At 70.9% G+C, this 22,156-nt stretch carries 18 protein-coding genes; 16 read left to right on the top strand and 2 right to left on the bottom strand.

The window, feature by feature from the left end:
* Window positions 1–192: 192 nt before the first annotated feature.
* From AB0O34_RS04550 to AB0O34_RS04535, 4 genes are all read left to right on the top strand, one after another.
* Window positions 193–2,580, top strand: a complete 2,388-nt coding sequence (locus tag AB0O34_RS04550) for a hypothetical protein (RefSeq protein WP_363912532.1) — start codon at window positions 193–195, stop codon at window positions 2,578–2,580.
* Window positions 2,581–2,859: 279 nt separating this feature from the next.
* The gene (locus AB0O34_RS04545; RefSeq protein WP_114031515.1) at window positions 2,860–3,102 is read left to right on the top strand and encodes a WhiB family transcriptional regulator; all 243 of its coding nucleotides are present in this window, start codon (window positions 2,860–2,862) and stop codon (window positions 3,100–3,102) included.
* A 238-nt stretch (window positions 3,103–3,340) separates the two neighbouring features.
* Window positions 3,341–6,415 (top strand): glycosyltransferase family 2 protein, encoded by a 3,075-nt coding sequence (locus tag AB0O34_RS04540; protein ID WP_363912530.1) that lies wholly within the window; start codon window positions 3,341–3,343, stop codon window positions 6,413–6,415.
* The gene (locus AB0O34_RS04535) at window positions 6,412–7,842 is read left to right on the top strand and encodes a DUF5719 family protein (protein ID WP_363912528.1); all 1,431 of its coding nucleotides are present in this window, start codon (window positions 6,412–6,414) and stop codon (window positions 7,840–7,842) included. The genes AB0O34_RS04540 and AB0O34_RS04535 overlap by 4 nt, the downstream gene beginning before the upstream one ends.
* Before the next feature lie 18 nt (window positions 7,843–7,860).
* Here the strand turns inward: AB0O34_RS04535 and AB0O34_RS04530 are convergent, their stop codons facing one another.
* The gene (locus tag AB0O34_RS04530) at window positions 7,861–8,325 is read right to left on the bottom strand and encodes a metallopeptidase family protein (RefSeq protein ID WP_363912526.1); all 465 of its coding nucleotides are present in this window, start codon (window positions 8,323–8,325) and stop codon (window positions 7,861–7,863) included.
* A gap of 196 nt (window positions 8,326–8,521) precedes the next feature.
* Between AB0O34_RS04530 and AB0O34_RS04525 the strand changes: the two genes are divergently transcribed.
* From AB0O34_RS04525 to AB0O34_RS04505, 5 genes are all read left to right on the top strand, one after another.
* Window positions 8,522–8,887, top strand: a complete 366-nt coding sequence (locus AB0O34_RS04525; protein ID WP_344947442.1) for a DUF3499 domain-containing protein — start codon at window positions 8,522–8,524, stop codon at window positions 8,885–8,887.
* 128 nt (window positions 8,888–9,015) lie between these two features.
* Complete coding sequence (locus tag AB0O34_RS04520) at window positions 9,016–10,374, top strand: phosphomannomutase/phosphoglucomutase (RefSeq protein ID WP_363912524.1); 1,359 nt, start codon at window positions 9,016–9,018, stop codon at window positions 10,372–10,374.
* Between the two features lies 1 nt (window position 10,375).
* A complete protein-coding gene (locus AB0O34_RS04515; RefSeq protein WP_358548907.1) occupies window positions 10,376–10,549 on the top strand; it encodes a Trm112 family protein in 174 nt (57 codons plus the stop codon).
* Entirely contained in the window at window positions 10,546–11,667 is a 1,122-nt protein-coding gene (locus AB0O34_RS04510) for an SIS domain-containing protein (protein WP_363912522.1), read from the top strand. The genes AB0O34_RS04515 and AB0O34_RS04510 overlap by 4 nt, the downstream gene beginning before the upstream one ends.
* A 64-nt stretch (window positions 11,668–11,731) precedes the next feature.
* Window positions 11,732–12,688 (top strand): cation diffusion facilitator family transporter, encoded by a 957-nt coding sequence (locus AB0O34_RS04505; RefSeq protein ID WP_363912520.1) that lies wholly within the window; start codon window positions 11,732–11,734, stop codon window positions 12,686–12,688.
* 57 nt (window positions 12,689–12,745) lie between these two features.
* Here AB0O34_RS04505 and AB0O34_RS04500 read toward each other — a convergent pair whose 3' ends face one another.
* Entirely contained in the window at window positions 12,746–13,081 is a 336-nt protein-coding gene (locus tag AB0O34_RS04500; protein WP_363912518.1) for a MerR family DNA-binding transcriptional regulator, read from the bottom strand.
* Window positions 13,082–13,191: 110 nt separating this feature from the next.
* On the opposite strand from AB0O34_RS04500, the gene ahcY reads away from it, so the two are divergent.
* The 7 genes from ahcY to AB0O34_RS04465 all read left to right on the top strand — a co-directional run bounded on the left by ahcY (window position 13,192) and on the right by AB0O34_RS04465 (window position 22,149).
* Window positions 13,192–14,619, top strand: a complete 1,428-nt coding sequence (gene ahcY / locus AB0O34_RS04495) for an adenosylhomocysteinase (RefSeq protein WP_363912516.1) — start codon at window positions 13,192–13,194, stop codon at window positions 14,617–14,619.
* Window positions 14,620–14,711: 92 nt separating this feature from the next.
* Window positions 14,712–15,965 carry an adenosylhomocysteinase gene (locus AB0O34_RS04490; protein WP_363912593.1) on the top strand — a complete coding sequence of 418 codons (1,254 nt, stop codon included), beginning with the start codon at window positions 14,712–14,714 and terminating at the stop codon, window positions 15,963–15,965.
* A 291-nt stretch (window positions 15,966–16,256) separates the two neighbouring features.
* Entirely contained in the window at window positions 16,257–18,077 is a 1,821-nt protein-coding gene (locus AB0O34_RS04485) for an ABC transporter substrate-binding protein (RefSeq protein WP_363912514.1), read from the top strand.
* Entirely contained in the window at window positions 18,074–19,105 is a 1,032-nt protein-coding gene (locus tag AB0O34_RS04480) for an ABC transporter ATP-binding protein (RefSeq protein ID WP_363912512.1), read from the top strand. Before AB0O34_RS04485 ends, AB0O34_RS04480 begins: the two co-directional genes overlap by 4 nt.
* Window positions 19,106–19,131: 26 nt before the next feature.
* Window positions 19,132–20,187, top strand: a complete 1,056-nt coding sequence (locus AB0O34_RS04475; RefSeq protein WP_363912510.1) for a dipeptide ABC transporter ATP-binding protein — start codon at window positions 19,132–19,134, stop codon at window positions 20,185–20,187.
* Window positions 20,184–21,182, top strand: coding sequence for an ABC transporter permease (locus AB0O34_RS04470; protein ID WP_363912508.1), 999 nt, complete (start codon window positions 20,184–20,186; stop codon window positions 21,180–21,182). Before AB0O34_RS04475 ends, AB0O34_RS04470 begins: the two co-directional genes overlap by 4 nt.
* 4 nt (window positions 21,183–21,186) lie before the next feature.
* Window positions 21,187–22,149 carry an ABC transporter permease gene (locus AB0O34_RS04465; RefSeq protein WP_363912506.1) on the top strand — a complete coding sequence of 321 codons (963 nt, stop codon included), beginning with the start codon at window positions 21,187–21,189 and terminating at the stop codon, window positions 22,147–22,149.
* The last annotated feature ends 7 nt before the right edge of the window (window positions 22,150–22,156 follow it).

Below are 22,156 nucleotides of genomic sequence, written 5' to 3'. Positions count from 1 at the left end.
AACCCCTGCTCACAGGCTTGTGGAAACGGTTGAATGGCTTTCATACGGGGCTTGTGTGATCAATGAGGTTGTTGGGTCCGGCGTCCTCGAAGTGGGGAGATGTGCGAAACTGCGGGTGCCGTATGGACCCATTGGGGGGTAGTTGTGGTGAAAGTTGAGCCCGGACGGCTCCGCGAGCCTGCGGCGTGGATCATGCTTGCGGTGGTTTGCGCACAGGTTCTCGTCGCGGCCGTGGGACTGATCCTCGGAGACGGGGCGTTCGGCTCCAGGTCGGCGGGCGCGCTCGGCACGCTGACCTCTCCACTCGCCCTGGCGCTCGCGATCGGCGCCGTCGTGCTCGTCACGAGGTTCGGACAGCCCACCCCGCGTGCCCGGCTCGTGAACCTTGTCGCCGTCGCCGCGCTCGCGGTCGCCGCGCTCTTCGGGTTCATCAGCCTCATCGGCGTGCTCCTCGGTGGCGGCACGGGCGGCTGGAGCATCATCGAGTACCTGCTGACCGGCGTGCCCGCCCTCGCCCTCACCGCGGTCGCCCTGGTGTACGCGCTGTCCATCCTGCCCCCCGGCGCGCCCTCGACGGCGCGGCCCCGGCAGGGCTTCGCCGAGCAGCCGGCACCCCACGGCAACGGTCAGGGGCTGTACCCCCCGCAGCCTCTCCAGGGAGAGAACCCGGGGTTCGGCGGGCCCGGAGAGCACCCGCCGTACGCGCCCGCGCAGAACGCCCCGGTCTCCGCGCTTCCCGCGCTGCCCCCGGCTCACACCCCCCAGCAGCCGTACGGGCAGGGCGACCAGCGGCCGGCCGAGACCTACCCGCAGCAGCAGCCGGTCCCCGACCCCTACAACCCGCAGCCCCAGTTCGGCCAGCAGGGTGAGCAGCCCCAGTTCGCCCAGCAAGGGGAGCAGCCCCAGCCGCAGTTCGCCCAGCAGGGTGAGCAGCCGCGATACGGGCAGCAGGGTGAGCAGCGGTTCGGTCCGCAGGAGCAGCAGTTCGGTCCGCAGGGGGAGCCGCAGGCACGGCCGTACGCTCCCGCCGGTGAGGCCGGCGCCCTCGGCGACACGTCCTACGCGCCCCAGCACTCGCAGCCGCTCGACGCCTACGCGGCGGCCCTGAGGTCCGAGCCGTACGCGCAGGGCTCCCAGGGTGAGTCCGCCGCCCCGCAGCCGTCAGGGTCGTACGGGCAGCAACCCCCGTCCCCGTACGCTCCGCAGTCCAACGCCTCGTACGGCCAGCAGAGCCAGCAGAGCCAGCAGAGCCAGCAGGCGTCCGATCTGTACGCTTCGCAAGGGTCTGACCCGTACGCTCCGCAGGCGGCATCGTCGTACGCGCCCTCGGGCGGCGGGGTGGGGGCCTTCGGCATGAACGACGCCTTCACGACCGGTGCCCGCCAGGCCGTGCCTGAGCCGCTCACGGCACCGACCGCCTTCGATCAGCCCCACGCCTACGGCCGGCCCGCGCCCGAGGCCGCCACCCCCTACGGCCAGACGGGTCAGCAGCCGAGCCCGCTGGACCAGTCGCCGGCGTACGGCCAGACGGGCTCGCCGGACCAGCCGTCTTCGTACGGTCAGACCGGTCCGCAGACGAACCCGCTGGACAAGGCTCCGGCCTATGGCCAGACGGGCCCGCTGGACCAGCCGTCCTCGTACGGCCAGACCGGTCCCCTGGACCAACCGCAGACCTATGGCCAGCAGCCCAGCCCGCTGGACCAGCCGTCTTCGTCATATGGTCAGACCGGTCCGCAGGCGAACCCGATGGACCAGACCCAGGTCTACTCCCAGACCAGCCCGCAGCCGAGCCCGCTGGACCAGCCGTCCTCTTATGGTCTGACCGGTCTGACCGGTCTGACCGGTCTGACCGGTTCGTACGGCCAGTCCGGCTCGCAGCCGGCCGGCGGGTACTCCGGCGCCGACTACGGCCACCAGCCCGAGCCGTCCCCGCTGTACGCCGAGGCCGCCGACGCGCGCCAGCAGCAGATCGCGCAGGCCTACCAGCAGGCGCAGAGCTACCAGCAGTCGCAGGCCGGGTCGTCCTCGGAAGGCGCGCAGGAGTACACCACGGGCACCCATCCGGTGAGGACGCCCGACTACGCGCCCGGCTACAGCGGCAGCCCGTTCGGCCACCCGCAGCCGGCGGGGGACTCCTCGGGCTATTCGCGGCCCCCGGCGGACGCGCAGCCGTACCGGCCGGCCCAGGAGCAGCCGTATCCGCAGCCCCAGGACCAGCCGTACCAGCGACCGCAGGACCAGGCGTATCCCCAGCCGCAGGACCAGGGCTACCCCCAGCCGCAGCAGGACCGGCCGTACCAGCAGGCGCCGGAGCCGCCTTACCAGCCGCAGCAGCCGGCCTGGGAGGACCCCGCCGCCGAGAGGACGACCCGGTTCGACCCCAAGGCGTTCCAGAACGACCCGCTGAACGCTCCCATGCCCCCGGCCGGGGCGCAGGGACAGCGGGACGAGCCGATCGACCCGACCGCCATCTACGCCCCCGACCGGTCGGCCCAGGCAAGGCCAGAGGAAAGCGGAAGTAGAGAACAGGCAGGTCCAGGTGTTGATCAGGGAACACGCTGGTACGGTTCCGACCGCTGAGGGCATTGAAGATCGGGGATAACAGAACGCCGTCGGATCCCGCGTAGCGGGATACGTCGAAGACGGCCACATATTCCGCCAAGGCCCGCATACCGGGGTGAGCTGGTCTTTCCCCGGATACTGCCCTGCTGCTTGACGCCACACGCGGCACACGCGTGTAATTACAGCTGTGTTGTTACGCCTTTCACATGGTGGGTATTGAGGAAGGTGTTCAAAAGGGGGGCTCCGTTGCGGGGCGGGCGGGCGATCGGCAGGAGGTGTGCATTGACCGATCTGGTCATGGCACAGGTGCTCGGCGCGGAAGAGCTGGGATGGCAGGAGCGCGCGTTGTGCGCGCAGACGGATCCGGAGGCGTTTTTCCCGGAGAAGGGCGGTTCCACCCGGGAGGCCAAGAAGGTGTGCCGGTCCTGCGAGGTGCGGGCCGAGTGCTTGGAATACGCGCTACAGCATGATGAGAGATTTGGCATCTGGGGAGGGTTGTCCGAGCGTGAGCGTCGCCGGATCAAGCGAGAGGCCGGCTGACACACGGTAGTCGCCGGAAGGCGACGGTTACGGTTTGAGAGTCCAGGATCAACACTGAGCGATCACGGTCACGGCCGAACGGCTAGGGTCTAGGGGGGCCATAGCCGGAGGCCGGGCGAGGGGACGTGCCCGCCGGTCGATGATCTGGACCCGATTGGAAGAGTGGCAGACCCGGCGCGCTCGGGGTGCCGTATCGTGATCGGCGCAAGCCACACGAGCCCCCAAGGACACCACCTCCGTGCACCCGCCGCGTCAATCCGTCACAGCGATCGTCGTCGCCCATGATGGCGCCCGCTGGTTGAGGGAGTCGCTGGAGGGCGTTCTCCGGCAGTCGCGTCCCCTCGACAGGGTCGTCGGCGTCGACAACGGCAGCCGCGACGGCAGCGGCAAGATCCTCGCCGACGCCCTCGGCGTCAACGGCATCCTGACCCTGCCCCGCTCTACCGGTTTCGGCGAGGCGGTGGCGGCGGTGCTCGAGCGGCTCCCCCGCACCGGCGGCGAAGAGTGGATCTGGCTGATCCACGACGACTGCGCGGCCCACCCGCAGGCGCTCGAAGCGCTCCTGTGGGCCGCCTCCGAGGACCCGAAGGTGGCCATCCTCGGCCCGAAGCTCCGTGACTGGCTCGACCGCCGCATCCTGCTCGAAGTCGGCGTCACGGTCGACCGGTCGGGCCGCCGCGACACCGGCCTGGAGCCCAGGGAGTACGACCAGGGACAGCACGACGGCGTACGCAAGGTGCTCTCGGTGTCCACGGCCGGCATGCTCATCCGCCGCGACGTGTGGGACGAGTTCGGCGGTCTCGACCCCGGCCTGCCCCTCTTCCGTGACGACCTCGACCTGTGCTGGCGCGCGACGGCCGCCGGCCACCACGTGCTGACCGTCACCGACGCGGTCGCCTGGCACGCCGAGGCCTCGACGCGCCGCAGGCGCCGCATGACCGCGAGCACCGACCACCCGCGCCGGCTCGACCGGCGCAACGCCATGTTCGTGATCATGGCGAACCTGCCGTTCCGGTCGCTGATGTGGTCGCTGGTGCGCAACGTCTTCGGCTCGGTGTTCCGCACGCTCCTGCTGCTGCTGGCCAAGCAGCCGGCGAACGCCCTCGACGAGGTTGTCGCGCTCGCCTCCGTGCTCGCCGCCCCCCGCCGTCTCATGAAGGCGCGAAAGGCGCGAAAACAAGGCAGGAAACAGGGCTATCCCCAGGTGAAGCGGCTGCTCACTCCCTCGGGGATGGCCTACAGGCGGCTCGCCGACATGGTCCAGAACTACCTGTCCGGCGCCGGGCCCATCGACTCCGCAGGGCGGCACCACGCGGTGATCTCCGAGCCCTCCAAGGAGGACGAGGGCGACGAGCTGCTGACCGACGCAGGTCTGATGCAGCGCGTCTTCAGCAACCCCGGCGTGCTGCTGTGCCTGGCCCTGCTCGCCGTCACGGTGGCCGCCGAGCGATCGCTGCTCTACGGCGGGCTGCTCGGCGGCGGCGCGCTGGTGCCCGTCGTGGGCGGCGCCTCCGACCTGTGGCAGTTCTACACCTCGGCCTACCACGCCAGCGGGCTCGGCTCCGACGGCTGGGCGCCGCCGTACGTCGCGGTCCTCGCGGCGCTGTCGACGATCTTCCTCGGCAAGACGTGGCTCGCGGTCTCGGTCCTGCTGCTCGGCTGCGTGCCGCTCGCGGGTCTGTCCGCCTACGTCGCCACCCGGTCGATGATCTCCTATCCGCTGGCCCGGGTCTGGCTGGCGGCCTCGTACGCGCTGCTTCCCGTCGCGACCGGAGCCGTCGCGGGCGGGCGGCTCGGCACGGCGGTGGTCTTCGTCCTGCTCCCCGCCTACGCCGCGCTGGCCTCCCGGGTCATCATGGGAGAGCGCCGTAGCGCCCGCCGGGCGGCGTGGGCGCTCGGCCTGCTGCTGGCGGTCGGCACGGCGTTCGCGCCCCTGGTCTACGTGCTGGTCGCGGTCCTCGGCGGCCTCGCCGCGGTGTCCTTCGGCGGGGTGCGGCGCGGGGTGGGCCTCTCGCTCGGCATCGCGATGGCCGTGCCGATCGTCCTGCTGTTCCCGTGGCTGGTCCAGATCGCGGGCGACCCCGGGCGCATCCTGCTGGAGGCCGGGCTGCACCGCCCCGGGCTGGCCGATCCCCGGCTCACCGCCGAAGCGCTCCTGCTGCTCAGCCCCGGCGGCCCTGGTGTGCCGCCCGTGTGGGTGACCGGGGGGCTGATCGCCGCCGCGCTGGCCGCGCTGCTGTTCCGGCGGCACCAGATGGTGGTCATCGTCGGGTGGGGCGTCACGGTCTTCGGCATCCTGGTCGCGATCGTGGTCAGCCGCGTCCCCGTGGCGGGCACGGCGGCCTGGCCCGGCGTGCCGCTGGCGTTCGCCGCCACGGGCCTGATCGTGGCGGCGGCGCTGACCGGGCACCGCATCATCGAGCTCAACCAGGCCGGCGGCCTTCGAAAGGCCGGCGCGGCGTTCATGGTCCTGGTGGCCTGCGCCTCGCCCGTCGCCGTGGCCGCTCTGTGGATCAAGGACGGCGCGCGAGGGCCGCTCCAGCGCGGCGTGCCCAGCGTGATCAGCGACTTCGCCGCCGCGAGCTCCACCGAGGGCGAGGGCACGGTCGTGCTCCGCTCGGAGGCGGACGGGCGGCTCACCTTCACCGTGCTGCGCGGCCGCACCCCTCTGCTCGGCGAGACCGACCTGCCGGTGTCCGCCGCGATGCGCCGGCGGCTCTCCGGCCTGGTCGCGGGCGTCGCCTCCGGGCGCGGCGGCGACGACGCGCTCACGCTCGCCGGCTACGGCGTCCGCTTCATCGCCGTCCCGGCTCCGGTCGATCCCAAGGTGCGGCGCTCGCTCGACTCCGATCCCGCACTGGTCAGGGTGAACCTCTCGCCCGCCGCCGGGCTGTGGCGCATGGCCCAGCCCCTCGGCCGGGCCTACCTCCAGGACCAGGCGGGGGACCGCACGCCCGTCCCGTACACCGAGGCGGCGGGCGGCGGCCTGACGGTCACGGTCCCCGCCGGTCAGGGCACCCGCACGCTGGTGCTGGCCGAGCCCGCCGGCGGGTGGACCGCCACGGCCGGCGGCTCGTCGCTCGCCGGTCGCGCCGTCGACGGCTGGGCCCAGGGCTTCGACGTGCCCGCCGCGGGCGGCCGCGTCACGGCCGAGCACGGGGCGTTCTGGCACGACCTCTGGCTCTGGGCGCAGGCCGCTCTCGTGGCACTGGTCCTCGTCCTGGCCTCTCCGGGCGCGCGGAGCGCCGAGGCCTCGGAGGAGTACGTCGAGATGCCGGTGGAGCGCGAGACCGAGGGAGTGCTGGTCCGGTGAGGGCGCTGATCGAGAACCGCTTCGGATTCCTTGCCCTGGTCCTGGTAGCCCTGACGGCCCTGTTCGGCGTGGCGTTCGTGACCCGTCCCGGCGTCGCCGCCGTGCCCGCCGTCACCCCGGACAAGGTGGCCGTGGAGACGGTCTCCACCGTCTGCCCCGACCCGGGCGGCGCGCGAGTCAGCACGATCACACCGTCCGGCGGCAAGGGCGCGGGCCACACCACGGTCTCCGAGGTCAAGGCCAAGGCCTCGCCGCTGGCGAGGCTCGACCGGCCCGGCCTGCTGTGGCAGCGCGACGTGCCCGCCAAGTCCGGGCCGCTGGAGATCGCCGGCGTCGGCGCGATGGCGGCGGGGCTGGAGGCCACGCAGACCACCCGCCAGGCCGACGGCACGGCACGCGGGCTCGCCGGGGTGCGGTGCGCCGAGCCTGGCTCCAGCGCGTGGTTCGTCGGCCCCGGCCCGGCCGCCGCCGACGTCGTGCTCTACCTCACCAACGCCGACGCCGCCCAGGCCGTCCTGGAGGTCATGGTCTACGCCGGTGAGGGTCCCGTGGTCAACGACTCCGGCAACGGCCTCGTGCTCAAGCCTGGAGAGCACCGGGCGGTACGGGTGCGCGACCTCGCGCCCTCCCCTCTGGTCATGGCCGTGGAGGTGCGCACCATCAGCGGGCGCGTGGCCGCCTCCGCGCGGGCGGTACTCGGCAAGGGCAAGGGCACCGACTGGCTCCCCGCCGCCGCCGAGCCCTCGACCAGCGTCGTCGTTCCCGGCATCCCCGGCGGGGGCGGGCTGCGCGAGCTGTACGTCACGGCGCCGGGGGAGGCCGACACCGTCGTCCACGTCAAGGCGCTCACGGCCGACGGGTTCTACGCCATGAAGAACCGCGAGTCACTCGACGTCACCGCCGGGTCCACGGCCTCGCTCGACCTGTCGACCGGCATCGCCGGGCAGCCGTCGGCCCTCGTGCTCACCGCCGACGTCCCGATCGTGGCCGGGGTGATGGCCACGGGCACCGGCACCAAGCAGGACGTCGCGTTCAGCGCGGGAGCGGTGCCGATCGACATCGGAAGCGTGGTGGCCGACAACCGCACCGGGAAGAAGATCTCCTCCCGGCTGATCCTCTCCGCGCCCGCCGCCGCGGGGAAGGTGCGCGTGCAGGCGCTGCCGCAGAAGGGCGCCGTGCCCCCGCCCGTGGAGGTGGAGATCCCCGCGTCGCGCACCAAGGAGGTCAAGCTGGCCCCGCCGGGTGTCCATGGCGACTTCGGGGTGGTCGTGCTGCCCCTGCCGGGCTCAGGCCCGGTCTACGGCGGGCGGGTGATGGACGAGCGCTCGCCCGACGGGCTGCTCGTCACCACGCAGCCCCTGGCCCTGGCGCGCACCTGGGCCATCGTGCCGCGCATCGCCGAGTCGGCCACGGTGGTGCTGCCCTGAGCCGCCGGTGACGGCCGCTCAGTGGCGCTCGTCGTAACCGGGATCGACGGTCTCGGGCGACAGGCCCAGGAGGTTGGCGACCTGCTCGACGACCACGTCGTGCACCAGCGCGCCCAGGGTGTCGCGGTCTCGGGCCCTCGCTTCGAGCGGGCGGCGGTAGACCACGACGACCGCAGGAGAGCCGCCCGCGGCGGGCTGCACCCGGCCGAAGGGGATCGGGTCGGACGACAGCCTGCCCGGCCCGTCGATCAGCTCGTCGGCCGGGGGCACCTCCTCGACGGCGAACTCGACCGAGGAGAGCTGCCCACCCCACTTGGGCTTCAGCCGGTCGACCGCGTCGAGCACGAAATCGTCGAAGCGCTCGCTTCTGGAGCGCGCGATGGGCACGTGCGACGGGGCCAGCGGCCCGCGCATGCCGCGGCCGTGCCGGTCGCGCCGCCGCGGGCCGTTGGGGCGGGCCTTGCCGCCGGGGGCCGAACTCACACAGCAAGCCTAGATCGTGCTTCTCGGATCCCGCGCCCACTCCCTGGCCTCCCGGCGAACGGGCCGTCCGCCAAGCGGTTTCCGCGCCCGGCCATACAGCGCGTAAAGGGACGGCAAGTGTCCGAATTGTGGCGACACGCTCGTTAAGAGCTGCCAGGTGGTGGCAATGTGAACGCGGACCGGATACGGTCCCTCCGTGAGCCCCGTCCGCAGCTGTTCCCGTACCGCCTGCAGGCAGCCTGCCGTCTTCACACTCACGTACGTCTACGCCGACTCGACCGCCGTGCTCGGACCGCTGGCGACGTACGTCGAACCACACTGCTATGACCTGTGCGCGGACCACGCGGAGCGGCTGACGGCCCCGCGTGGGTGGGAGGTCGTCCGGCTGCCTTCGGAGGCGGGGCAACCGAGCACCGACGATCTCGAAGCCCTCGCCAACGCCGTGCGCGAGGCGGCCAGGCCCGCGCCGTCCTCGGGCGAGCCCGTGGGGCAGGGCGTGGAGGTCGGCCGGCGCGGTCACCTGCGGGTCCTGAGGTCCGCCCAGCAGAATCTTGAGCGCTGAGGCCGGAAGATCCCGCGACCTGTTCCCCGCGCAGGCCCTGCCCGCCACCGCTTCCCGATCTTCGTGAAAGGCCCGGAAGGAACGCAGTAGGCTCGGTCAGAACAGACATGACTAGGTGCGGAGCGGCAGTGGGCGACCTCGCCAAGATCTTCAAGGCGTACGACATCCGTGGCGTCGTCCCCGGCGAGCTCGATGAGAACGTCGCCGAGGCCGTGGGCGCCGCCTTCGTCGAGGTGCTCGGAGCCGAGGCAGTGGTCATGGCGCACGACATGCGCGCGTCCTCCGGCCCTCTCGCGGCGGCCTTCGCCCGCGGGGCGACCGGCCGGGGCGCCGACGTGGTCGACACCGGGCTCGGATCGACCGATCTGCTCTATTACGCCAGCGGCAGCCTGGGGCTACCGGGCGTGATGTTTACGGCCAGCCACAATCCCGCCCGTTACAACGGGATGAAGCTGTGCCGCGCCGGCGCCGTCCCCGTGGGGGCCGACACGGGCCTGGCGCAGATCCGCGACCGCGCCGCCGAGCTGCTCGCCCCGGGCGTCCAGCCCACCGGTGGCCGCATCGGCGAGGTCACCGAGCGAGACCTGCTCGACGGGTACGCCGCCCACCTGCGCGGCCTGGTCGGCCTCTCCGGCATGAGGCCACTCAAGGTCGTCGTGGACGCCGGCAACGGCATGGGCGGCCACACCGTCCCCACGGTGTTCGAGGGCCTTCCGCTGGAGGTGATCCCGCTCTTCTTCGAGCTCGACGGCACCTTCCCCAACCACGAGGCCAACCCGATCGCGCCCGAGAACCTCCGCGACCTGCAGAAGGCCGTGCTCGACAAGGGCGCCGACATCGGCCTGGCCTTCGACGGCGACGCCGACCGCTGCTGGGTCGTCGACGAGCGCGGCGAGTCGGTCTCGCCCTCGACGATCACCGCCCTGGTGGCCGTGCGCGAGCTGGCCAAGCACCCCGGTTCGACGGTCATCCACAACCTGATCACCTCGAAGGCGGTGCCGGAGATCATCGCCGAGAACGGCGGCGTCCCGGTGCGCACCCGGGTGGGGCACTCCTACATCAAGGCCGAGATGGCCCGCACCGGAGCCGTCTTCGGCGGCGAGCACTCCGCCCACTACTACTTCCGCGACTTCTGGTTCGCCGACTCCGGCATGCTCGCGGCACTGCACGTGCTCGCCGCCCTCGGCGAGCAGAACCGCCCGCTGTCCGACGTCCTTGAGGTCTACTCCCGTTACGCCGCGTCCGGCGAGGTCAACAGCACCGTCGCCGACCAGGCGGGCGCGCTGGCGCGGGTCCGCGCCGAGTACGCCGGCCGTGACGGGGTAACGGTGGACGAGCTCGACGGCCTCACCGTGTCGGGGGCCGACTGGTGGTTCAATCTTCGTCCGTCCAACACAGAGCCGCTCCTCCGGTTGAATGCCGAGGCGGCCGACGAGAAGCTAATGGCGGCGACCCGAGACGAGGTTCTCGCCGTCGTGAGGAGTTGACGTGAAGATCGACGATTGGTTGCTCGACATCCTGGCCTGCCCGGCCTGCAAGTCACCGCTCAACGCCGTCACCCAGAGCGATGAGCTGGCGTGCAGTTCCGAGACGTGCGGGCTGGTCTATCCGGTCCGCGACGACATCCCGGTGCTGCTGGTCGACGAGGCTCGCAAGGCGTGAGCTCGTTCGAGCCCGAGCGGCTGGATGACACGGCGTTCCTGACCGAGGCCGACCCCGCGGGCATGCTGCCCGCGGTGGCCTCCTCAGGCGCGCAGGTCCGCACCTCGCACCGCGGCGCGCTGGAGGCGGGTGTCTCCCGGCTGTCCGCCAGTGACCGTCCCCGGGCGGTCGTGATCGCGGGCGTGGGCGACTCCGCCATCGCCGGCGACATGCTCGCCGCCGTGTGCGGAGGCGGGGTCCCCATCCCCATCGTGACCGTGCGCTCCTACCGGCTGCCGGGCTGGGTGGGCGCCGCCGACCTGGTCATCGCCGTGTCCAGCTCGGGCACCACCGAGGAGACCCAGACGCTGGCGCTCGAGGCGGTGCGCCGGGGGTGCCGGCTGATCACCGTGGGCCGCGCCGGGTCGCCGCTGGCGGCGATCGCCGAGCAGGCGTCCGGGCTGCACCTGCCCGCCGCGCCGGTCCAGGGGGCGGTCCGGTTGCCCCGGGCGAACCTCTGGGGCCTGACCATGCCCCTGGTCGCCGTGGCGTCGGCGCTCGGGCTGGTCGAGGTGGACACAGACGCGATCGAGGCCACGGCCAAGCGCCTGGAGGACATCGCGCACCGCTGCCGGCCGTCGAGCGAGTCGTTCATCAACCCCGGCAAGACGCTGGCGCTGGAGATCGCCGACACGATCCCGATGGTCTGGGGCTCCTCGCCGGTGGCGACCGCCGCCGCCTACCGGCTGGCGACCCAGCTCAACCAGAACGCCAAGTATCCCGCCATCTGGGGTGAGATCCCGGAGGCCGACCACAACCAGGTGGTGGCCCTCGACGGGCCGCTCGCCCAGCGCGACATCTTCGGCGACGAGCCCTCTCTGGCCCTGCGGCTGATCGTGCTGCGCGACCTGGAGGAGCATCCCCAGGTGAGCAAGCGGCGCGCGATGTCGGTGCGCCTGGCGCAAGATCGCGGCGTGCCGGTCTCGGAGATCACCGCCGAGGGGGCCCATCCGCTCGAGCGGCTGGCCTCGCTGGTGTGTCTGGCGGACTACGGAAGCGTCTACCTGGCACTTGGTTACGGCGTCGATCCGACTCCCGTGAGCGCCATCGCGGAACTTAAGGCGAGACTTTCCCAATAAGATCTCCTTGACCGCTTTACGGGCGGGGTCAGAGCACGGTGTTACGGATGGGTGGAGACTGCGGGTGAGCGCGGGCGGCGGTAACAAGGCGATCATCGCGGCGCTGGGGGCGAACCTGGCGATCGCGGTGGCGAAGTTCGTGGCGTTCATCTTCACGGGGTCGTCCTCGATGCTGGCGGAGTCGGTGCACTCCGTCGCCGACTCGGGGAACCAGGCGCTGCTCCTGCTCGGCGACAGGCAGTCGAAGAAGCGCGAGAACCGCAAGCATCCCTTCGGGTACGGCCGCGAGCGCTATTTCTACGCGTTCGTGGTCGCGGTCGTGCTGTTCACGATCGGCGCGGTCTTCTCCCTCTACGAGGGCATCGAGAAGATCATGCACCCCCACCACGTGGAGTCCCCGATCTGGGCCTTCGGCGTGCTGGTCTTCGCGGTCGCGGCCGAGGGGTTCTCCTTCCGCACCGCGATCGTCGAGTCCAACACCATCAGGGGCGAGGTCTCCTGGTTCAACTTCATCCGCAGGGCCAAGGCCCCCGAGCTCCCGGTCGTGCTGCTGGAGGACTTCGGGGCCCTGCTGGGCCTGCTGTTCGCGCTCTTCGGCGTGACGATGGCGGTGGTCACGGGCAACGGCGTCTGGGACGGCGTCGGCACCCTCATGATCGGCATCCTGCTGGCGATCATCGCGGTGATCCTCGCGATCGAGACCAAGTCCCTGCTCATCGGCGAGAGCGCGGTGCCGGAGATCGAGGAGAAGATCTGCGAGGCGCTGGAGGGCTCCCCCGAGGTCAGCAAGGTGATCCACCTGCGCACCCTGCACCTCGGTCCCGAGGAGCTCCTGGTCGCGGCGAAGATCGCCGTGGAGCACGGTGACACGGCCTCCGACATCGCCAAGGGCATCGACGAGGCCGAGCGGCGCGTCCGCGAGGCCGTGCCGATGGCCAGGGTCATCTACCTGGAGCCCGACCTCTACCGTGTCGGCCGGCCCACCGCCTCGCCCAACGGGGCGGGCGACGCGCATTCCTGAGCCGGGTCTCCCCCTGTCGGGCGATGCCGGTCGACGTCTCCGCCGGGCCCGGCCGGGTCAGCGGTCGCGGTGGAGCAGGCGCAGAGCCTTCTCCTTCTCGAAGTCGAGCGCGCGGCGTGGGGCGTGGATGCGGCCGATGCGCAGCCCGAGGTCGCGCACGGCCTGCGCCACGGCGGGCTCGCTGAGGACGCGCATCCCGAACGCCAGCTCGGCGGGGGACACGTCGAACCGCCGCTCCAGCTCCATCGCCTGGGTGACCGCCGCGAGCTCCTCGGGGCCGAACCGCCGGTGGGAGCCTCGGTCGCGCGTCGGGGGCAGCAGGCCGAGGGCCTCCCGGTAGCGGAGCATCCGGGGTGACAATCCCAGACGCTTGGCCGCCTCAGTGATGCGCATGGACCCGAATCTTACATTCTTTTGTCAGGTTCGCAGATCTGGGGATGCATTGGGGTGCGCGCGCCTCTTAAACTCGCAGAGACGCACTGACCGGGTTGAGGGGAAACACTATGGACTTCAAGGTCGCCGACCTTGCTCTGGCCGATTTCGGCCGCAGGGAAATCCAGCTCGCCGAGCATGAGATGCCGGGCCTCATGGCCATCCGCAGCGAGTACGCCGACGCGCGCCCGCTGACCGGAGCCAAGATCATGGGCTCGCTCCACATGACCATCCAGACCGCCGTGCTCATCGAGACGCTCGTAGCGCTCGGTGCCGACGTCCGCTGGGTGAGCTGCAACATCTTCTCCACCCAGGACCACGCGGCCGCCGCGGTCGTCGTCGGCCCCGACGGCACGGCCGACGACCCCAAGGGCGTGCCGGTGTTCGCCTGGAAGGGCGAGACGCTGGAGGAGTACTGGTGGTGCACCGAGCAGGCGCTCACCTGGCCTGGCGGCGGCGGCCCCAACATGATCCTCGACGACGGCGGCGACGCGACCCTGCTCGTCCACAAGGGCGCCGAGTACGAGAAGGCCGGGGCCGTGCCCTCGCCCTCCGAGAACGACGCCGAGGAGTGGAAGATCATCCTCGACCTCCTCCACCGCACGGTGTCCTCCGAGGGTCGGTGGACCGCCGTGGCCAAGGAGATCAAGGGCGTCACCGAGGAGACCACGACCGGCGTCCACCGTCTCTACGAGATGTTCAAGGCCGGCTCGCTGCTCTTCCCGGCGATCAACGTCAACGACTCGGTGACCAAGTCGAAGTTCGACAACAAGTACGGCTGCCGCCACAGCGTGATCGACGGCCTCAACCGCGCCACCGACGTGCTCATCGGCGGCAAGGTCGCCGTGGTCGCGGGGTACGGCGACGTGGGCAAGGGCTGTGCCGACGCGCTGCGCGGCCAGGGCGCCCGCGTGATCGTCACCGAGATCGACCCGATCTGCGCGCTCCAGGCGGCCATGGACGGCTTCCAGGTCACCACGCTGGAGGAGGTCGTCGGCATCGCCGACATCTTCGTGACCACGACCGGCAACTTCGACATCATCACGGCCGACCACATGAGCCGTATGAAGCACAACGCGATCGTCTCCAACATCGGCCACTTCGACAACGAGATCGACATGGCCGGTCTGGCGAAGCTGCCCGGCATCGTGAAGACCGAGATCAAGCCGCAGGTCCACACCTGGACCTTCGCCGACGGCCACTCGATCATCGTGCTGGCCGAGGGCCGCCTGATGAACCTCGGCTGCGCCACCGGCCACCCCAGCTTCGTGATGTCCAACTCCTTCACGAACCAGGTGATCGCGCAGATCGAGCTGTTCACCAAGACCGAGGAGTACCCCATCGGCGTCTACGTGCTGCCCAAGCACCTGGACGAGAAGGTCGCGCGGCTCCACCTCGACGCGCTCGGCGTCAAGCTCACCGAGCTCACCAAGGCGCAGGCCGAGTACATCGGCGTCGACGTCGAGGGTCCGTACAAGCCCGACCACTACCGCTACTGATCGACCGTACTGATCGACCGGCCTTTCCGGCCAGGCGAGGTCCCCGCGTGAGGTCGCGCGGGGACCTTTCGCCACACAGGGGGACAGGGAAGATTGTGGATGTCGCTGACGCGTCGCTCGCCGAGGCGGGCGAGCGCAGCATCGACTGGGCGCTGCGTGCCATGCCCGTGCTGCGGGCGATCGGCGCGCGGTTCGACGCCGCGCGCCCGCTCGAAGGCCTGAAGATCGCCGCGTGCCTCCACGTGACCGCGGAGACCGCGGTGTTCGTCGGCGCGCTGAAGGCTGGCGGAGCCCAGATCGCCCTCGCGGCGTCCAACCCCCTGTCCACGCGGAACGACGTCGCGGCAGCCCTGCGGACGTACGGCGTGGCGGTGCACGCCCGCGCGGGCGTGGACCGCGCCACCTACTACCGGCACCTCCACCAAGCCCTCGACATCGGGCCCGACATCGTGCTCGACGATGGCTGCGACCTGGTCAACACGCTGCACACCGAGCGCGTCGAACTGCTCGACGGGGTCACGGGCGGGTGCGAGGAGACCACGACGGGCATCATCCGGCTGCGCCAGATGGCGGCCGAGCACGCCCTGCGCTTCCCGGTCGTCGCGGTCAACGACACCCGCACGAAGCGCATGTTCGACAACAGGTACGGCACGGGACAGTCCACGCTCGACGGCATCATGCGGGCGACCAACACGCTGATCGCCGGGCGCACGATCGTGGTCGCCGGGTTCGGCTTCTGCGGGCGTGGCGTGGCCGAGCGGGCGCGGGGGCAGGGCGCCCGGGTCATCGTCACCGAGATCGACCCGGTCAAGGCGCTGGACGCCAGCATGCAGGGCTACGAGGTGCTGCCGATGGTCGAGGCGGCGCGCGCGGGAGACCTGTTCATCACCGTCACCGGTAACCGCGACGTCATCAGGGGCGAGCACCTCGCCGAGATGAGGGACGGCGCCATCCTCGCGAACGCCGGCCACTTCGACGTCGAGATCGACGTGCGGGCCCTGGAGGGCATGGCGCAGGAGGTCCACCTCGGGGTGCGGCCCCACACCGACGAGTACGTCCTCGCCGACGGGCGGCGGCTGCTGCTGCTCGCGGAGGGCCGCCTGGTCAACCTGACAGCCGCCGAGGGGCATCCCGCGGCCGTCATGGACATGTCGTTCTCGGCCCAGGCGCTGGCCGTCGCGTGGCTGGCCGAGGAGCGGGTACGGCTCGCGCCCGGCGTGTACGACGTGCCCGCGGAGATCGACGCGGAGGTGGCGCGGCTGAAGCTCGCGGCGGCCGGCATCGACATCGACACGCTCACCCCCCTCCAGGCCGATTACCTCCGGTCGTGGCGCTTCGGCTCGTGACGTCCGTTCTTCACCGCGGTTAACCGTTTTCCGATCATCGGCGCAGGCCAGGGCCTTGCTCCCGGCCCGCTAGCCCGCCATGTCGCGATTCGCTGATATTTCACCATCGAACCGGCATCACTTGCGGGTCGCGCCTCGCCAACGGTTGGGTAACCGCCCTCGACAGCCACCCCTCCGGGATGGGTTCCTTCATTCAGAGCAAGCCCCAGCAAGCCGCAGGGCGCGTCACGGTACCGGTTCAGCCCTGCTATCGGCCACCCAAGGTTCCCCATCTCGGCACGAGGAGGGCAGATGGCCAACACGCGCCATCTCACCATTGCGGTTGTGGCGGCGGCGACCCTGCTCGCCACGGCCTGTCAGACGGACGGCGCAGGCGGCGGCACGGGCAACTCCGCCGCTCCCGAGCGGGCGGGCAAGGCTGTGCCGGGCGGCACGCTGCGGCTCGTCGGCGGCGGTGACGTCGACCACCTGGACCCCACCAGCACGTACTACGTCGTGACCAACCAGCTCCTGCGGACCTACGCCCGCCAGCTGTTCACGCTGCCGGCGTCGACCGACGCCAAGAAGGCGGTGCAGGTCGTGCCCGACGTCGCCACGGAGATCCCGACGACGTCCAACGGCGGCCTCAGCCAGGACCTGCTGACCTACACGATCAAGATGCGCGACGGCGTCCAGTGGGACACCTCGCCGCCGCGCGCGGTGACGGCGCAGGACTACCTGCGCGGCTTCAAGCGGCTCTGCAACCCGGTGGCGGGCGCGGGGGCGCCGGGCTACTACACCAGCACGATCAAGGGGATGGCCGAGTACTGCGCGGCCTACGCGAAGGCGTTCGAGAAGGACAAGCCCACGCCGAAGGCCCTCGCGGACTTCCAGAACTCACACGACATCGCCGGAGTTCAGGCCAAGGACGACAAGACCATCGTCTTCACGCTGATCCAGCCGGCCGGTGACTTCCTCAACATCCTCGCGCTGAACTTCGCCTCGGCGGCTCCCCAGGAGTACGACCAGTACGCCCCCGACGACGCCGACTTCCGCCAGCACGTGATCTCCAACGGCCCCTACAAGATCACGAAGTACGTGGCGACCAAGGAGATCCGGCTGGAGCGCAACCCGGCCTGGAAGCAGGAGTCCGACCCGGTCCGCCACCAGTACGTCCAGGCCATCGAGGTCAAGGAGGGCGTCACCGAGCCCGACAGCGTGCAGCAGCAACTGGAGGCCGGCAGCGCCGACCTCGCCTGGGACCTGCCGGTCCCGACCGCGCAGCTTCCCCGGCTGAGCTCCTCGGGCGATCCGAACTACAAGGTCTACCCGGGGGCGATCACCAACCCGTACCTGGTGTTCAACCTCCAGAGCAAGAACGAGAACGGGGCCATGGGCAAGCTCGGGGTCCGCCAGGCCATCGAGTACGCCATCAGCAAGGTCGCGATCGGCAAGATCTACGGTGGCAAGGAGCTCAACACCCCGCTGCACACGGCGATCCCGCCGGGCAACATCGGGTACGAGGAGTACAACCCGTACCCGACGCCCAACGACGAGGGCGACCCGGCCAAGTGCAAGCAGACGCTCGCGGAGGCGGGCTACCCGAACGGCCTGACCCTCATCGGGGCGTTCCGCAACGCGGGCAACCACCCGTCGGTGTTCCAGTCGTACTCCGCCGACCTGAAGAAGTGCGGCATCACGGTCAAGGGTCTGCCCGTGCGGCAGGGCGACTACTACGGCGCCTTCCTGCAGAACCCGTCCCTGGCGAAGGACAGCAAGTGGGACATCTCGGCGCCTGGATGGGTCCCGGACTGGTACGGCAACAACGGCCGGTCGGTGTCGCAGCCGCTGTTCCAGACCAACTGCACCCCGGGAACCTCGAACTACGGCTGCTACAGCAACCCGCGGGTCGATGACCTGATCAAGCAGGCGCTGGCCGAGCCCGACCCGACCAAGGCGGCGGCCCTGTGGCACCAGGTGGACCAGAAGGTGCTGGCCGACGCGGTGATCGTGCCCTTCCAGAACCAGAACACCCCGATCTATCACGCGAAGCGGGTGAAGAACGCGATCTACCTGCCGTCGTTCCAGCTCTTCGACCTCACCAACCTCTGGCTGGACCCGCCGACCCCATGACCCTTCTCGAGGTGAAAGATCTCACGGTCGGCTTCCCGACCGCGGACGGCCTGGTCCAGGCCGTCCGCGGGCTGTCGTTCAGCGTCGAGCCGGGGCGGACGCTGGCGATCGTCGGGGAGTCGGGGAGCGGCAAGACGGTCAGCACTCAGGCCATCCTGGGGCTGCTCCCCGAGGCGGACATCTCGGGGAGCGCACTCTTCGAGGGTGTGGACCTTCTCGGGCTCGACGAGGAACGGCTCCGCCAGATCCGAGGATCCGAGATAAGCGTGATATTTCAGGATCCGCTGACCAGCCTGCACCCGCTGTACAAGGTGGGCTGGCAGATCGCGGAGCTGATCCGCGTCCACGACGCCGGGGTGAGCCGCGCGGAGGCCAGGCGGCGCGCGGTGGAGCTGTTGGGGCTGGTCGGCATCCCCCGGCCCGACCGCAGGGTGGACGACTACCCGCACCAGTTCTCGGGCGGCATGCGGCAGCGGGCGATGATCGCGATGGCGCTCGCGCTCAACCCCAAGCTGGTGGTCGCGGACGAGCCCACCACGGCGCTCGACGCGACCGTCCAGGCGCAGATCCTGGACCTGATCACCCGCCTCCAGCGGGAGTTCGACATCGCGCTGGTGCTGATCACGCACGACCTCGGGGTGGTCGCGGGCGTCGCCGACGAGGTCATGGTGATGTACGCCGGGCTCCCGGTGGAGCGGGCCGACCGGCGGACGATCTACTACCGGCCACATCACCCCTACACAAAGGGCTTGCTGGAGTCGATCCCCGGCAGCACGGGCGTGCGGCAGGGAAGGCTACGGCCCATCCCCGGCCAGCCGCCCAGCATGATCGCGGTGCCGTCCGGGTGCGCGTTCCACCCGCGCTGCCCGTACGCCATGCCCGTATGCGCGGCCGAGCGCCCGCCGCTCGGCAGGGTCACCGGCGACGGCGACCACGCCTCGGCCTGCTGGCTGCCGCACCAGGCCGTCGGCCTCGGCGAGGAGGCGGAGGCCGTACGGCTGCGCGCCTCGGGAACCGAGGCCCGGTGAGCGGGGACCCAGAAAACGGAGGCTCGGTGAACCTTCTGGAAGTGGACGACCTGGTCAAGCACTTCCCGATCCACGAGGGCGCCGTGCTCCGCCGTACGGTCGGGCAGGTGCACGCCGTCGACGGGGTCAGCCTGGCGCTGGCGCCCGGCGAGACGCTGGGCCTGGTGGGGGAGACCGGCTGCGGCAAGTCCACGCTGGCCCGCTGCATCGCGGGACTGCACCCGGTGACCTCCGGCAAGGTCACCTTCGACGGTCAGGACATCACCAACCTGTCGCGTAGTGCGATGCGGCCCTTCCGCAGGGACATCCAGGTGATGTTCCAGGATCCGTACGGCTCGCTGAACCCCCGCAGGCGCGTCGGCTCGATCATCGCCGACCCCCTGGTCATCCACGGCGTGGGCACCTCGAAGGAGCGGCGGCGTACGGTGTCTGAGCTGATGGAACGCGTCGGGCTCAACCCGGAGCACTACAACCGCTTCCCCGCGGAGTTCTCCGGAGGCCAGCGGCAGCGCATCGGCGTGGCCCGCGCCCTGGCGCTGCGCCCCCGGCTGATCATCTGCGACGAGCCGGTGTCGGCCCTCGACGTGTCGATCCAGGCCCAGATCCTCAACCTGCTCAAGGACCTCCAGGACGACTTCGGGCTGACGTACCTCTTCATCGCGCACGACCTCTCGGTGGTGCGGCACGTCAGCGACCGGATCGCGGTGATGTACCTCGGCCGGGTGGCCGAGCTGGCCGAGGCCGACGAGCTGTACGAGCACCCCCGCCATCCGTACTCCGACGCCCTGCTCTCGGCCACGGCCGTCGCCGACCCCGATGTGGCCGACCGGCGCGAACGCGTCATCCTCACCGGAGACGTCCCCTCGCCGATCGACCCGCCGTCCGGCTGCCGGTTCCACCCGCGCTGCCCGAGGGCAAAGGAGATCTGCTCGGCCGAGCGGCCCGCGCTGGAGGGGGCCGCGCACCTGACGGCCTGCCACTTCCCGATCGGCCCCGACAGCCCGGCGACCAGGAACGCCCCGCCCGCGGCGGACGGGTCAGACCGTGACGACGATCAGCCAGTGGACGGGGGGACGAGGTGACGCTCACCGAGATTCGCCCGGACGCGGTGCCGGACAATGTCATCGCGGGCCGCAGCCCGTGGGCCCTCGCGTGGGCACGCATCCGCACCGACAAGGTGGCCCTCGCCTCGGCGGTGATCGTGGTCGTCCTGCTCCTGCTCGCCGCCGCGGCGCCGCTCATCGCGCAGTGGAGCGGCCACGGCCCGGACGACCAGTTCCGCGACATCGGCATCACCGAGCAGGGGCTTCCGGTCGCGCCGAACGGGACGTTCTGGTTCGGCACCGACCGCCTCGGCCGCGACCTGTTCATCCGCGTCCTGTACGGGGCCCGCGTCTCGCTGGTCGTCGGGGTGGTGTCCACCGGGTTCGCGGCGCTGCTCGGGGTCGCCGTGGGGCTGCTGGCCGGGTTCTACGGCGGCGTGATCGACACGCTCCTGTCGCGGCTGATGGACGTCGTGCTGTCGTTCCCGTACCTGATCTTCGCCATCGCGATCGTCTCCATCGCCGGGCCGTCGCTCACCGCGACGATCGGGGTGATCGCCTTCTATTCCTGGGCGGCGATCGCCCGCATCGTGCGCGGGCAGACCCTGTCGATCAACCAGCGCGAGTACGTCGAGGCCGCCAGGTCACTGGGGGCGAGCGACGCGCGCATCATGTTCGTCGACATCCTGCCGAACCTGCTCGCCCCGGTGATCGTGCTGGTGACCCTGCTGGTCCCGGCGGCGATCGTGTTCGAGTCGACGCTGTCCTACCTCGGCCTCGGCATCGTCCCGCCGACCCCCTCCTGGGGCAACCTGCTCAGCGAGGCGCAGGGCTTCTACCGGGTCGCGTGGTGGTACCTCACCTTCCCGGCGGGAAGCCTGCTGCTGGCCACGCTCGCGTTCAACCTGCTCGGCGACGGCGTCCGGGACGCCATCGACCCGAGGACCGAACGGCTCTTCAACAGGCGCAGGGGCATCCTGCGGAGACGGACCGGCGGCAAGAGGGCCTCACGCGTGAAGAGCATGGAGGGCTGACCCGATGTTCCGGCGCTTCCTCATCCGGCGGGTGCTGCTCGGCGTGGTCGTGCTCTGGCTGGTCACGCTGGGGACGTTCTTCATGTTCTTCGTGGCGCCCGGCGATCCGGCGAGGACGCTGGCGGGCCGGCAGGCCACCCCCGAGCAGGTCGACCTGATCAGGCGCGACCTCGGCCTCGACCGGCCGATCCTCGTGCAGTACGGCGACTATATGGGCAGGCTGGTCCACGGCGACCTCGGCAAGTCGTACTTCAACGGGGAGCCGGTGGGCAAGCTGGTCGCCGCCGACCTCCCGCCCACCCTGTCGCTCGTCCTCGGCGGCGCGGTGCTGTGGTTCCTGGTCGGCGTCAGCGCCGGGGTGCTCAGCGCGACCCGTGCGCGCTCGCTGCTGGACAGGGCGCTGACGTTCCTGGCCCTCGCTGGAGTGTCGATGCCCACCTTCGTCATCGGGCTGCTCCTGCTGTACCTGCTCTTCTTCCAGCTCACCAAGGCCGGCGTGCCGATCTTCCCGCCCGATTCGTACGTCGGCCTGTCGGAGAACCCGGCCGAGTGGGCACGGCACCTGATCCTGCCCTGGGTCACGCTCGCCACCGTGCAGGCCGCGACCTACCTGCGGCTCACCCGGGGGTCGATGCTCGACGTGCTGGGCGAGGACTACATCCGCACGGCTCGCGCCAAGGGCGTGCCCGAGCGGCGGGTGATCGTCCGGCACGGCCTGCGGTCGGCGCTGACACCGGTGGTGTCGCAGCTCGGCGTGGACATCGGCACCCTCATCGGGGGCGTGGTCGTCACCGAGTCGGTGTTCGGCCTCGGCGGCGTCGGGCAGGCGGTGGTCCAGGCGTTCGTGAGCGGCGACCTACCGGTGATCATGGGGGTGGTGCTCATCACCGCGGCGGCGGTCGTGGTGGCGAACCTGCTGGTCGACGTGGCCTACGCCCTCCTGGACGCCCGTGTCAGGCTCGCGTGAGGGGGGT

The sequence above is a fragment of the Sphaerisporangium sp. NPDC088356 genome (assembly GCF_040685555.1).
GTDB lineage: Bacteria > Actinomycetota > Actinomycetes > Streptosporangiales > Streptosporangiaceae > Sphaerisporangium.
Note: the sequence above shows the minus strand (reverse complement) of the source record. Positions and strands in the feature narration are given on the sequence as shown.

Excerpts from the sequence above, each read along its gene's own strand:
- AB0O34_RS04550 (WP_363912532.1), top strand. The coding sequence starts at position 193 with ATGCTTGCGGTGGTTTGCGCACAGGTTCTCGTCGCGGCCGTGGGACTG.
- AB0O34_RS04545 (WP_114031515.1), top strand. The coding sequence starts at position 2,860 with ATGGCACAGGTGCTCGGCGCGGAAGAGCTGGGATGGCAGGAGCGCGCG.
- AB0O34_RS04500 (WP_363912518.1), bottom strand. The coding sequence starts at position 13,081 with ATGCGCATCACTGAGGCGGCCAAGCGTCTGGGATTGTCACCCCGGATG.
- ahcY (WP_363912516.1), top strand. The coding sequence starts at position 13,192 with ATGGACTTCAAGGTCGCCGACCTTGCTCTGGCCGATTTCGGCCGCAGG.
- AB0O34_RS04485 (WP_363912514.1), top strand. The coding sequence starts at position 16,257 with ATGGCCAACACGCGCCATCTCACCATTGCGGTTGTGGCGGCGGCGACC.
- AB0O34_RS04480 (WP_363912512.1), top strand. The coding sequence starts at position 18,074 with ATGACCCTTCTCGAGGTGAAAGATCTCACGGTCGGCTTCCCGACCGCG.
- AB0O34_RS04465 (WP_363912506.1), top strand. The coding sequence starts at position 21,187 with ATGTTCCGGCGCTTCCTCATCCGGCGGGTGCTGCTCGGCGTGGTCGTG.